This is a genomic window from Bradyrhizobium sp. 521_C7_N1_3 (assembly GCF_052075975.1).
Lineage (GTDB): Bacteria > Pseudomonadota > Alphaproteobacteria > Rhizobiales > Xanthobacteraceae > Bradyrhizobium > Bradyrhizobium japonicum.
Window position 1 is genome coordinate 7,521,023 of sequence record NZ_CP197232.1, and the last position, 12,740, is coordinate 7,533,762.

The window sequence follows — 12,740 nt, forward strand, 5'->3', positions numbered from 1 at the left end:
GCCGGCGTGTAATCATGACCCGACTGCATTTCGCCTCCGCGCTCCTGCCCTCGGGCTGGGCCAATGACGTGCAGATGGTGATCACCGCCGGCGCGATCGCCGAGGTGACGCCGGGCGTGGCGCCGGCAGCCGGCGACAAGCGTCATGGAATTGCGCTTCCGGGGTTGGCGAGCCTGCACAGTCACGCATTCCAGCGCGGCATGGCGGGGCTGGCCGAGCTGCGCGGCGATAGCACCGATACGTTCTGGACCTGGCGCGACACGATGTATCGCTTCGCGCTGGCGATGACGCCGGACGACGTCGCTGCCGTTGCGACGCTGCTTTATGTCGAGATGCTCGAACAGGGCTTTACCCGTGTCGGCGAATTCCACTACCTCCACCACGACCGCGACGGCTCGCCCTATGCCGACCTCGCGGAAATGGCTGCCCGCATTGCGCAGGCCGCCGAAGCATCCGGCATTGCGCTGACCCTGCTGCCGAGTTTTTATGCGCATGGCTCTTTCGGAGGCGCAGCCCCGCACGAAGGCCAGCGCCGCTTCATCTGCTCGGTCGATCAGTTCGCCGCGCTGATGGCTGCATCGCGCAAGGCGATCAGCAGATTGCCGGGCGCCAATATCGGCATCGCGCCGCACAGCCTGCGCGCGGTGACGCCGGGCGAGCTCGCGGCGATCATTCCGCTTGCGGATGGCGGGCCTGTGCACATCCATGCCGCCGAGCAGGTGAAAGAGGTCGAGGATTGCCTGGCGTGGTCGGGACGACGGCCGGTGCAATGGCTGCTGGAGCACGCGCCCGTCGATAAACGCTGGTGCCTCATCCACGCGACCCACACGACGGATGCGGAAGTAACCGCATTCGCCAGGACCGGTGCGGTGGCGGGTCTCTGCCCCATCACGGAAGCGAGCCTCGGCGACGGCATTTTTCCGGCGCGCGAATTCGTCGACGCCGGCGGCGCGTTCGGTGTGGGCACCGACTCCAACGTGCTGGTCGGCGCAGCCGACGAGCTGCGTCAGCTCGAATATGGCCAGCGTCTCAAGCATCGCGAGCGCAACGTGCTCTCCGGCGGCGCAGGCCGCTCGACGGGACGTACGCTGTTCGATCATACACTCGCCGGCGGTGCGCAAGCGCTGGCACAAGCGACGGTTGGCCTCGAGCCCGGCGCACGCGCCGACATCGTCACACTCGACACCGCACATCCGTCACTCGCGGGACGTTTGCGCGACGCCGCCATCGACGGTTGGATTTTTGCCGGAGGGACCGGCGCGATCGATTGCGTCTGGGCCGGCGGCCAAAAGGTCGTCGAAGGCGGACGACACAGACTGCGACAGACCGCGCGCGAACGTTTCAACGCGGCGGTGCGGAGGCTCGTCGCATGAGCCTAGCCACCGATGCCTCCGACCAGCCGACGCTCTACAAGCGCATCCGCGCCGATATCGAGAAGCGCATCCTGACCGGCGAGTGGCCGCCCGGGCATCGCATCCCGTTCGAGCACGAACTGGTCGCACGTTACGGCTGCTCGCGCATGACGGTGAACAAGGCGCTGTCGGAGCTCGCGCAGGCAGACCTGATCGAACGGCGGCGGCGCGCCGGCTCCTTCGTACGCCGGCCGCAGCATCTGTCGGCGGTGCTGAAGATCGCAGACATTCGCGCCGAGATCACCGCGCTTGGCCGCGGCTACGGCTACGAGCTGATCGGGCGCAAGCTGCGCGCGGCGACCGCCGCCGACCGCGAGCGTCTTGGTGTCAAGAAGGCCGGAAAGGTGGTTGCGATCACCTGCCGGCACAGCGCCGACAAGGTGCCGTTTGCCGTCGAGGACAGACTGATCGATCTGTCGTCCGTGCCGGATGCAGCGACCGCGGATTTCTCGCGCGAGCCGCCCGGCTCGTGGCTGCTTCATCATGTCCCATGGACGGAAGCCGAACATACGATCAGCGCCATCGTTGCGGACGATCGCACGGCGGAAGCGCTCGACATCGCCGTCGGCGCGCCTTGCCTCGTGATCGACCGCTATACCTGGCGCAGCGCGCGCACCATCACCGCAGTGCGCCTGCTCTATCCCGGTGACTCTCACCGCCTTGTCGCCCGATTCAAGGGAGGCTGAGAGAACGATGTCGGCACAAATCGTGCAACGCTTCGGGCAACGGTCCATATGGGCCGGCAATGATCAACAGGACGTCAAACCATCGATCGGCAAGAGGACGACAATCATGCGTAGTTCAAAGGTATTTGCGACAATCATTGCCCTCGCGGCCTCCACTCCCGTGCTCGCCGACGACGTCAAGGTCGGCATCGGCATCTCCGGATGGACCGGCTTCGCGCCGCTCACGCTGGCGAAGGAGGCCGGCATCTTCAAGAAGAACGGTCTTGACGTGACGATCAAGAAGATCCCGCAGAAGGACCGCCACCTCGCGATCGCCTCCGGCGACGTCCAGTGCGCTGCCACGACGGTCGAGACGTGGATCTCCTGGAACGCCAACGGCGTTGCGACCAAGCAGATCTTCCAGCTCGACAAGAGCTATGGTGCCGACGGCATGGCCGTGCGCAACGATCTCGCATCGATCAAGGACCTCAAGGGCAAGACCGTCGCGGCTTCCGCGCCCGGCACCTCGCCCTATTTCGCGCTGGCCTGGATGCTGAAGAAGAACGGGCTCTCGGTGAAGGACGTCACCGTCGTGAACCTCGAGCCCGCGGCCGCCGCGCAGGCCTTCGTCTCCGGCCAGAACGATGCCGCGATGACCTATGAGCCGTATCTGTCGACGGTTCGGGCTGCGCCCGACAAGGGCAAGATCATCGCGACCACGCTCGACTACCCGATGGTCATGGACACATTTGGCTGCACGCCGAAGTTCCTCACCGAGAACCCGAAGGCTGCCAAGGCGCTCGCCGACAGCTATTTCGAGGCGCTCGACATGATCGCCAAGGACCAGGCCAAGGCCTATGAGATCATGGGTGCCGACGTGAAGCAGACCGGCGAGGCGTTCGGCAATTCGGCCAAATATCTGCGCTGGCAGGACAAGGCCGCGAACCAGAAGTTCTTTGCCGGCGATTTCCTGACCTTCAACAAGGACGCCGCCGACCTTCTGCTCGAGATCGGCATCATCAAGGCCGCGCCGAAGGTCGAGGACCTCTTCGACGCGAGCTACATCAAGTAAACCCTTCAGGAGCTGCCGGCCCCGTCTCGCGGCGGGGCCGGAAAACTCGTTCACCGCCCGGATAGATCGTTGATGCGTCCCCTGGATCCCGTGACATCGAAGCAGCGCGTGGCTTACGGCCTCGCGTTCTTCGTGCTGTTCGTCGCCCTCTGGTCGTGGGCAACGCTCGGCGGCCATGTGTCGAAGACCTTTCTCGCCAACCCGCTGACCATGATGCAGGAAGGCTATGACCTGCTCGCCAAGCAGGGCTTCCTGTTCGACATCGGCATGACGATCTGGCGCGTCGTCGGCGGCTTCGCGCTCGCCGCGATCATCGCGGTTCCGCTCGGCGTGCTGATGGGCGCCTACAAGCCGGTCGAAGCGTTCCTCGAACCATTCGTCTCCTTTGCTCGCTATTTGCCTGCCTCGGCCTTTATCCCGCTGCTGATCCTGTGGGCCGGCATCGGCGAATTGCAGAAGCTGCTCGTCATCTTCATCGGCTCGGTGTTCCAGATCATCCTGATGATCGCCGTAACCGTGGGCACCACGCGGCGCGATCTGGTCGAGGCGGCCTATACGCTCGGGGCCAGCGACCGCGGCATCATCCGCCGCGTGCTGCTGCCCTCCTCCGCGCCTGAGATCGCGGAAATCCTGCGGCTGGTGCTGGGCTGGGCCTGGACCTACGTCATCGTCGCCGAGCTGATCGGCTCGTCCTCGGGCATCGGCCACATGATCACCGACAGCCAGGCATTGCTCAACACCGGCCAGATCATCTTCGGCATCATCGTGATCGGGCTGATCGGTCTCCTCTCGGACTTCATGTTCAAGGCGTTCAACGCCTGGCTGTTCCCGTGGAGGCTCGCATGACCACGCTGAAGATCGAACAGGTCTCGCGAACCTTCCCCGCGCGCCACGGCAACGCGCCGACGAGGGCGCTGGAGCCGACCGATCTCACCATCGGCAACAACGACTTCGTCACCATCCTCGGCCCCTCCGGCTGCGGCAAGTCCACGCTGCTTCGCATCGTCGCCGGTCTCGACCGGCCGACCAGCGGACGCGTCACGCTCGACGGGCGCGAGGTCACCGGCCCCGGTGCCGATCGCGGCATGGTGTTCCAGTCCTACACGCTGTTTCCCTGGCTGAGCGTGCGCGAGAACATCGCCTTCGGCCTGCGCGAGCGCGGCGTGCCCGAGGCGGAGCGGAACAAGATCGCCGATGCCTTGATCCGCCAGGTCGGGCTGTCCGGCTTCGAGAACCACTGGCCGAAGCAGCTCTCCGGCGGCATGCAGCAGCGCACCGCGATCGCCCGCGCGCTCGCCAACGATCCAAAGATCCTGCTGCTCGACGAGCCCTTCGGCGCGCTCGACAACCAGACCCGCGCCTTGATGCAGGAAATGCTGCTCGGAATCTGGGAGCGCGACCAGAAGACCGTGCTGTTCGTCACCCACGACATCGAGGAGGCCATCTTCCTCGGCAGTCGCGTCATCGTGATGAGCGCGCGCCCCGGCCGCATCAAGGCCGAGATCAATGTAGACCTGCCGCATCCGCGCTCGTACAAGATCAAGACCACGCCCGAATTCGTCCAGCTGAAGGAACGGCTGGTCGAGGAGATCCGCACCGAGGCGCTGAAGGTTGCCGAACATGCCTGACACCAAGCCGCGTGCCGATGGGCAACGCGTTCTCGCCGATCTCAATGCGCTCCGCGCCATCGGCGCCTACAAGACCGGCGTGCACAAGCCGACCTTCTCCGAGCCGCACAAGCAGTCACTCGACTGGCTGGTGCAGAAGCTGCCCGACGCCGGCCTTAGCGCCGCGATCGACGGGATCGGCAATGTGTTCGGCACCAGCGCGAAGCCGGGGCCGAAGCTGCTGGCAGGATCGCATCTGGAAAGCCAGAACTACGCCGGCTGGCTCGATGGCCCGCTCGGCGTCATCTACGCGCTCGAAGCGGCCCGCGTGCTCAATGCCGATCCGTCCGTGAAGGGCGCGGTCGAAGTTGCCGCCTGGTGCGACGAGGAAGGACATTTCGGCAGCTTCCTCGGCTCGCGCTCCTACGTCGGGCAAGTTACAGAGGCCGAAATCGACGCCGCACGTGACCGCACCAACGGGCGGCCCATGCGCGATGCGCTCGCCGACATGGGTCTCACCGGACGCGCCCGCGTTGCCGTCGAACCGAAACGACACGTTGGATATCTGGAGGCGCATATCGAGCAGGGCGACACGCTCGAGAGCGACAAGCTCGCGATCGGCGTCGTCACCTCCATCGTCGGCATCTGGCAGTATCGCATCTGTTTCACCGGCGAGCAAAATCACGCCGGCACCACCCGCATGGCCGTGCGCAAGGATGCGGGCCTCGCGCTGGCGAACTTCTGCGTGGCGATCGACGAACGTTTCCCGACTGCATGCGGTCCCCGCACGGTCTGGACCACCGGCCGCATCACGCTCGATCCGGGCGCGCCGAGCATCATTCCCGGCGGCGCCGAGATGCTGTTCCAGATCCGCGACGACAATCCGGCGGTCATCGCGCGGCTGGAAGAGCTGCTGCGCACCATGGCGGAAGAGGCCAATGCGAAGGGCCCTTGCACCGTCACCGTGGAGAAGATTCGCACCGGCGCGCCCGCGATGATGAACGCCGGCTTCCAGGACGCCATCGAAGCCGCGAGCAAGGCCCTTGCCGGCGGACGATCCATTCGCATGCCCAGCGGCGCCGGCCACGACGCGCAGATGCTCGCGACCGTCATGCCCGCAGCGATGCTGTTCGTGCCGTCGATCGGCGGCATCAGCCATCACTGGACTGAAAACACCGCCGACGCCGACATCGTCACCGGCGCGCAGGTCTTCGTCGATGCCTGCCGGCGGCTCCTGGGTGGTTAGAACGATGTGCCGCCGGTGCATCTGGACTCCTGGACGATGTCGTACTTGCCCTTCGTGATCGGCACGGCATGTCGAAGCGCAACGCTCAACCTCGCCCGCCTCCGGCATGCTGGATCGTCCGCCCCAGTGCGCAAGTGCGCACAAGGCGGGCGATGATTGCGAATGCTGCAGACACACCTTTGCATCCTCGCAGCGCATTTCGCCCGAGCTTTGCCTGGTCACTCCACCCTCGAAGCCAAGAGGGCGCAGGGAAGGCCGGGTGCTGACCTCGGGCCGCTTCCCCAAATCGACCTATATCAGCCCGAACCGCCGCGTCTGGTTTGAAGATGAGATCGTAGCATGGCAGAACGCGGTCGATGAATTCAATCCGCATCGGGCTCGGGGCAAAGGGCGGCGGCGCGAAGTCTAGTCCAGCGGGACTGATCCCTATGAGGATGAAGCCTACCGGCTGTAGGCGCTCAAGCAGCAGAGCAAGGGATCCGCAGCCGAAGTTTCAGCGTGATTTTCGTTTGCCGCCACGTGTTCGTGTGCGACTAAGCCGTTTGGCGTTTGCCGCCACCTTTCTTCGATATTGCTCAACAATCTTGTCGGCCGAGGCCCCAGCCATCAGGCTGGTACCGGCCTTCGTCGCCGCAAGCATTTTTTCACTCACCATGCGCTGGGCTTCACGTTGAGCCGCTTTGCCGCCGCGCATTAGCTTCGCGATCCGCAGTCCGATCACGCGATTGCTTTCTAGCCCTAGCATCATCCAGTTCCACATGGTGCAATATTCCCAGTCATGCGAACGGCGCATCATCAGAGATCACATCAACGGCCACGGTGTGCGCGATGTCCAATCAAACCCGCGTGGCTGGTCACGACGGGCAAGATTTGCTTGCTCATTCCTCCCTAGCCTGCCTCGGCAACGCACGTCACTAACGGATTAGCAAGAGTTCCTTCACCTTGATTTAGGGATACATCCGAATGGGCGATAGCCGAAGATCACTTGGTGCTGAAGGGTGCTGCTGGGGGCCAAACGGAGAAGTCGGATGGGTGTAGCAGGGTGGCGCTTCGCGCATGTGAAGAGATCTCTCCGCGTTCGGACAGTCGTTGTCGGCGTGCTGGAGGAGTTGCCGTTTATCTGCCCGGCGGCGGTCGCAATCGGCTCGCTGATCATGATCGGCATCACGCTCTATAACGATTGGTCGCAGTGAGCGGGAACAGTGACGAGCGGGCTTACCGCGGCTTCCCCGGCCCGGCCGATCCCGAAGCGCCGCGGTCACCGCATCGATACTCAGGCTTCGTTTACACCTTCCACGTGGGCCTGAGGCGGAGAGGAAGACAGATCTGCGCCAGCATCATCCGTACTGTTCATCGAGTGGCGGCTCGCCGCACTTGTTGGCCATCTCCTGACAGATGCAAGCGATCTCGGCACGAACCCTCGAACATGACCCGCCCGATGCTGCGATGGATCGCAAGATCGCCGCGCGGCGGACACCGCGCCAGGTAGGCTCGACAGTGCGGTCAGGGTGGCACCGGCAATTCCCTCGATGAGCGCATCAACATCTGCCCGCCGCACCAGTTCGCGCCGCTTCTCCGTCAGCCGCAGTTGCAGCATCTCGGTCTTGAGCTTGACGTGATCAGCGTCAGCGTTACTGCGTGGCGATTGCCGCCGCTCACGCCGCAGGTGTTGGATGTAGGCCACCCGGCTCTGGTCCAGCGGGAAGCCGTCACCCTGGCGCTCGATCACGCCGTCGGCTTCGCGCTTGCCGATGAAGGTGCGGCTGCAATCAAGGTGCTGCGCCAGTGCGGACGCACTGACGTTCGCGAGTGGTTGATCAACGGCAACGGTCTCAGGCATCGTGCGCGGTCCTGTTGCGTCACGGCAGGATAGCGCACTTCCGCTTTCCGCGGGCTCCAGGCAGATTATCTGCTACTTGTGAGCCCGACGGTCAGCCGATCATTTCAATGTCCGGCAGTCTCCAGCTCTTGTCAAAAATCGCCTTCTCTGGGCCATACACCCGGAACCACGGAAACCATTTCTCTCCCGGTTGGGTGTACAGCCAATTGGCCGCCTGTCCCGCTGGGGGCTTCGGGCCAAAGTAGATGTCCACTGTTCCGTCGGCGTTCTTGCGCAATTCCTTGTCGAGCGAACCGAGTGTGAGGCGCGTCGCGTTGAGAAAGAAACTCGACGTTTTCAGACTGTAGACGGTTGCAGACCAGAACTCGCGCACGGGCACGTTTGCTGGAACGTGCAGTCGGTAGTCGCTCGCACCCTCCAACGGTTTGCCGTACCTATCGTGAAAGCTGGCGAAGTAGAAACTGCCGGTGCCGAGTTTTGCCGTCGGGCAGAAATACTGCGAAAGAGCGATGGCTCGCGCATCTACACCAAAATAGTTCGGCGTCTCCCACTTGAATTCGGTCGGCACGGTAATTGGTGGGCTGGGGACGCACCACTGACTATCAGGCCACCACGGAGTTACATCCGTCGCAGCCTTGTCCATTAGCCAAGCGTGCGCTTCCGCTGCCGCCGCTTTCAACTGGGCCACGGTCGCAGCGTCGGGCTTGAACTCCTTGCCCCTCTCGATGCCGAGCGGCAGGAGCATGCCCATCATTTGGAGGTCGCGGGGCTGCACCGTCTCTTCGTTCAGCATACGAGCGAGGCTTGTGAAGAAGGTTTCGTCATACTTCACCAAGCCGTTATACATGACCTCGGTCATGTCGAGGAGGCGCTGTGCGGGCGGATTGTCCGCCTTCGACAGAGGGTAAAGCCTGACCTGCTTTACCAGTTCGTTACCCGCCTGCTCATCTTTTTCGGAGAGGGACGCCAGAATGGAGCGCAGCAGCGTCATGGTGTTATAGGTCGCGGGACGCACTGGGGTGTAGCCGTCAGGCACGTTGCCGTCGTAGTCAGGCGGCAGCACGAGGTATTTCCCACCCTTGCCCTCAAAGCCAATGTCGATGAGCGGCACATACCGAGCGTCTTCGATGGTGCCGTAGAAGCTGGCTCCGGGGACGGCTGGCGGCAGTTCCACCACTGTCGGACCGTTCTGCTTGGTGTTGATGAAGAAGTACATGTAACGAGTGTTGACGTTGGGGGTCGGCGACTGGTTCTTCCAACCACCACCCTTAGGCCACCAAACGATGTCATCGTAGTCTGCCTTGCCATCGCGGAAAGCGGCTTGCTTCACGGTGTCCTCGCCGACGAGCGGAAGACCCCAGATCACGGCGTCCACGGCGCGGCGATACACGGTCCTGCTAGCCAATTCCTTGGGTGTTAGGCCATCGGCGCTACGGACCTTCTCTTGCTCTTTCACGTCTTCAACGGTGCGTTTCAGCGGCTCATCCCGTTGTGCCTGCGCCGACGTACCCATCGACGTACCCGCAAGCAGGGTTACGCCACCAATCGTTGCCTGTCGGCGAGATATTTTCATTGCTACCTCCAGAGAGGATACATCTGATCACACGAAGTAAGCGGAATGCCCGGCAAGGTAGAGGCGCTGCGACCGCTCATTCTTTGACGTGGATCAACGTAGGCGCTTTCTGAATGTCGGGTTCCGGCACATCGCGTGATTTCGATGCGCTGCGCGGACCTTGGTCGCTATCGGGGCAAAGCGGACATCGAGACATTGAGTAGGACGCGCCGCTTCCCCTGCAACTGCAACCACGGATTTTCTCGCACCAGATAGCCGCGATGGTCGCGGTCGCGCGGTCCCCGCAGTTCCTCACGCCCTCAAAAGGATCCTGACGACCGATCACCGTTGGGGATCGCCAGCGCTCGCATCCGACATCTCACCCTATGGGTTTGGAAGCGCTGCCGCGTAACAATGGCCCATGGGTAGAGCGCCGTTGTAGTAGCGACCTAGCGCCGCCAGATTGTCCGCGAGGCAGTCGGGGTGTACTTGGGCGCGGGAGACCGCCACTTGGCGCTTCTCGCCGTCGAGCACATTATCAACGGACCAATCGCCGTCACGAGCACCCATACCCAGGGCAGCGCCAATGACATAGCTCTCTCTCGGCTCATGGATGGGGCGGCAGCGATGCCGCGAGCAACGGGCTTCGATGGCCGCTAAGCGCTCAATATGTTTCTCGCCGGATATGAAATCGAGCTAGATAAGGAGATGAGCTCATAGGAGCCGCATAAGTCAGCCCAGCGCCAGGGCGCGCGTGACAAAGGGAGTGCGACCCCGCGTCGCTCACTTTTCAGAACGCCGCTTCTGCTTCTGATGCTGTGGACGGCTCCTCCACCGGCGCGAGAGCGCCAAGGAGTGGGCGCCGTTTTGAGGCTCCCACGATTCGGAGGAGCATCCTATGCAGTCAATTTCGACAATCGGCTTGGATATCGCGAAGTCGGTCTTTCAAGTGCATGGCGTTGATGCAGCCGGCCAGGTGGTCATACGCCGTCGGTTGAGGCGCCGGCACGTCCTGGCATTTTTCGAGGAGCTGCCGCCATGTTTGGTGGGGATTGAAGCTTGCGCGTCATCGCACCACTGGTCCCGCGAGCTGCAGGCGCTAGGGCATACGGTGCGATTGATGCCTCCGGCTTATGTGAAGCCCTACGTCAAACGGCAGAAGAACGACACCACGGACGCGGAGGCCATTTGCGAAGCGGTCACGAGACCCAACATGCGGTTCGTGCCGACCAAGACGGTCGAGCAACAGAGCTGCCTGATGCTTCATCGAGCGCGCCATCTGTTCATCCGCCAGCAGACTGCCGTCATCAATTCAATCCGCGCCTATCTTGCCGAGTTCGGGATTGTCGCCCCCGTCGGGCGCAGGGGTGTCGAGCAGTTGCTCGAAGTCGTGGCCGATACAGCTGATCGCCGGCTCCCAGAGGCGGCCCGCGCGTGTCTTGCGGCTCTCGGCAGCCAATTGCGGGCGCTGAAGGTCCAAATCCTAGAGTTCGACCGACGCATCATCGCCTGGCATCGATCAAGTGCGACGAGCAAACGGCTGGACGCTATCCCGGGCGTCGGGCCGGCGCTGGCAACAGCGCTGGTCGCGAGCGTTGCCGATGCCAACGCCTTCCGATCGGGACGAGACTTCTCGGCCTGGGTTGGGCTCGTACCGAAGCAAAACTCGAGCGGTGGCAAGGACAAGCTTGGCAGTATCAGCAAGCAAGGCGACCGCTATTTGCGCAGCCTGTTTACAGCTGGCGCGCTCGCCGTGATCCGCTATGCCAAGATCCATGGCACGGGCCATCGGCCCTGGCTCACCTCGTTGTTGGCGCAACGACCCACCAAGGTCGCTGCGATCGCACTCGCCAATAAGCTCGCCAGGATGGCATGGGCGATGATGGCCAGGAGCGAACGCTACAAGGAACCCGCCGCTCTTAGGGCGTGAACGAGTTCACAGCCGGTCATCCGGGTGTGACGTAACGGTTGGAAGGGCGAACAGCACTAATGCAGCGCCGGGTCGATCCGGCGATCAGGACAACCCACTTGGGCCACAGCATCGTCGAATGCGTGCTATTGACCGGGACCTGATCCGCGGAGGGCATTATGGCCAGCGGTCACGTGAACCGCGCTAACAGGCCGAACACATGGCTGCTCCGACCAATGCTGCAAAAGTGAAGATTCTTCTTGCCAACCCGGAGCCGTCCACACATGGCCCTTAGCAGACATGACCGGTCAAACTGATAATGCCCGCTTTGTTCGGCTATCAGCGACACCACCGCTCAGATTAGCTTGTCTGCTGTTGAGATTGCGGTATTTCGGGCGCGAACTCGATCCACGGAAACTTGCTGCGACACCAAGCAGCCATGGCGGGGCGCGGAAACTCCTGCAGATCATCAAAACAGCCCACAGAGACGCCGGTTTTGCCGGCTAATAACTCTGCGTTCCAAAAGACCGTCACACCACAGGTGGGGCAGAAGTGGGAGGTGATTTTCCGTCCGAAGTCCCCGCTTCGAGTGTAGGCCCTGTGCTCGCCTGAAATCGAGCTGATCTGCTCATCATCGAAGTACGCGCCCGTGCTGAAAGCGCTGCCTGTCAACCTATGGCATTCCGTGCAGTTGCAGCAGTGCACACGGAAGGGATTGCCCTTCAAGGTGATCGATAGCTGTCCGCATGTGCAGGTGGCAGTGCGCTGCATTTGTCACCGTCCTTGAGCAGGAGGGCACCAAGATGGCGCAAGCAATCTACATCGGTTTCGCCAAGATTTGAGTTGGTCCAATCGCGTCATTTTGCTGCGGCACGCCGCAGGAAGGCACTACAGCGCGCCCAGCCACTCCGCGAGGCCGCGCCAGCGCATCAGCAGGACCGCAGGAAGGCCGTAGAACGCGACCGGACTACGGCTAAGGGCGCGCCCGGCCAAGGTCGCACCAGCCCATCCTGTGAGACTAGGCCCTATTAGGGCCTAACAGTTTCGGGCGGACCTTCCGCTCGTCTCGCAGACGCCAAATAATTCTTTTAATTTCAGTAGGTTACGTCGATTTCAACAGGTCGGAAAAAGCGCTTGCAGCAAGGACCACACGGTTTTGCCGTACGCACGGCCCGCCATTTCGCCGCAGTTTTTCCAGCCCTGTCGACGGAGCCGGAAACTTGCAGACGAGACGAAGCCTAGCAGCGCCGTTCATCCGGCACGAAGTCTTGGGCTCACGGAGAGCAATCCGCCCTGCCCTAGCCTCTCGCGCCCGACGCTGCCGCGTCCACCGCAAGCCCGGCTCGCGTATCGTGACGACACATGATCGCCCCTCTTGGTGAGCCGGGATGGACGACACATACGTCATTTCCGAATTTCGGTAAAGTGGAATATTCT

General features: G+C 62.7%; 13 protein-coding genes. 9 read left to right on the forward strand and 4 right to left on the reverse strand.

Annotated features, from left to right (window positions below; genetic code table 11):
• Positions 1–14 precede the first annotated feature (14 nt).
• From AB7008_RS35510 to AB7008_RS35540, 7 genes are all read left to right on the forward strand, one after another.
• Positions 15–1,373: a formimidoylglutamate deiminase gene (locus AB7008_RS35510; RefSeq protein ID WP_248879056.1), complete on the forward strand. Its 1,359-nt coding sequence runs from the start codon at positions 15–17 to the stop codon at positions 1,371–1,373.
• A complete protein-coding gene (gene hutC, locus AB7008_RS35515; RefSeq protein WP_041958987.1) occupies positions 1,370–2,098 on the forward strand; it encodes a histidine utilization repressor in 729 nt (242 codons plus the stop codon). Before AB7008_RS35510 ends, hutC begins: the two co-directional genes overlap by 4 nt.
• A gap of 106 nt (positions 2,099–2,204) precedes the next feature.
• Positions 2,205–3,149, forward strand: coding sequence for an ABC transporter substrate-binding protein (locus tag AB7008_RS35520; RefSeq protein ID WP_041959165.1), 945 nt, complete (start codon positions 2,205–2,207; stop codon positions 3,147–3,149).
• Between the two features lie 72 nt (positions 3,150–3,221).
• Entirely contained in the window at positions 3,222–3,995 is a 774-nt protein-coding gene (locus tag AB7008_RS35525) for an ABC transporter permease (RefSeq protein WP_028156759.1), read from the forward strand.
• Positions 3,992–4,777 carry an ABC transporter ATP-binding protein gene (locus tag AB7008_RS35530; protein ID WP_014493575.1) on the forward strand — a complete coding sequence of 262 codons (786 nt, stop codon included), beginning with the start codon at positions 3,992–3,994 and terminating at the stop codon, positions 4,775–4,777. The genes AB7008_RS35525 and AB7008_RS35530 overlap by 4 nt, the downstream gene beginning before the upstream one ends.
• The gene (locus AB7008_RS35535) at positions 4,770–6,002 is read left to right on the forward strand and encodes a Zn-dependent hydrolase (RefSeq protein ID WP_441260298.1); all 1,233 of its coding nucleotides are present in this window, start codon (positions 4,770–4,772) and stop codon (positions 6,000–6,002) included. Before AB7008_RS35530 ends, AB7008_RS35535 begins: the two co-directional genes overlap by 8 nt.
• 259 nt (positions 6,003–6,261) lie before the next feature.
• The gene (locus tag AB7008_RS35540) at positions 6,262–6,411 is read left to right on the forward strand and encodes an AlpA family phage regulatory protein (protein WP_304490796.1); all 150 of its coding nucleotides are present in this window, start codon (positions 6,262–6,264) and stop codon (positions 6,409–6,411) included.
• Between the two features lie 84 nt (positions 6,412–6,495).
• On the opposite strand, the gene AB7008_RS35545 is transcribed toward AB7008_RS35540, so the two are convergent.
• Positions 6,496–6,762, reverse strand: coding sequence for a hypothetical protein (locus AB7008_RS35545; RefSeq protein ID WP_304490797.1), 267 nt, complete (start codon positions 6,760–6,762; stop codon positions 6,496–6,498).
• A gap of 268 nt (positions 6,763–7,030) precedes the next feature.
• Here AB7008_RS35545 and AB7008_RS35550 point away from each other — a divergent pair, with 268 nt between their 5' ends.
• Complete coding sequence (locus tag AB7008_RS35550; protein ID WP_196236532.1) at positions 7,031–7,195, forward strand: hypothetical protein; 165 nt, start codon at positions 7,031–7,033, stop codon at positions 7,193–7,195.
• Between the two features lie 80 nt (positions 7,196–7,275).
• Here AB7008_RS35550 and AB7008_RS35555 read toward each other — a convergent pair whose 3' ends face one another.
• On the reverse strand, positions 7,276–7,842 hold the full coding sequence (locus AB7008_RS35555) for a hypothetical protein (RefSeq protein ID WP_441260299.1): 567 nt from the start codon (positions 7,840–7,842) through the stop codon (positions 7,276–7,278).
• 91 nt (positions 7,843–7,933) lie between these two features.
• A complete protein-coding gene (locus AB7008_RS35560) occupies positions 7,934–9,415 on the reverse strand; it encodes a DUF1214 domain-containing protein (RefSeq protein WP_441260300.1) in 1,482 nt (493 codons plus the stop codon).
• Between the two features lie 877 nt (positions 9,416–10,292).
• Here AB7008_RS35560 and AB7008_RS35565 point away from each other — a divergent pair.
• Positions 10,293–11,324 (forward strand): IS110 family transposase, encoded by a 1,032-nt coding sequence (locus AB7008_RS35565; protein WP_441260301.1) that lies wholly within the window; start codon positions 10,293–10,295, stop codon positions 11,322–11,324.
• Positions 11,325–11,663: 339 nt separating this feature from the next.
• Here the strand turns inward: AB7008_RS35565 and AB7008_RS35570 are convergent, their stop codons facing one another.
• Entirely contained in the window at positions 11,664–12,074 is a 411-nt protein-coding gene (locus AB7008_RS35570; protein ID WP_028156762.1) for a GFA family protein, read from the reverse strand.
• Positions 12,075–12,740 lie beyond the last annotated feature (666 nt).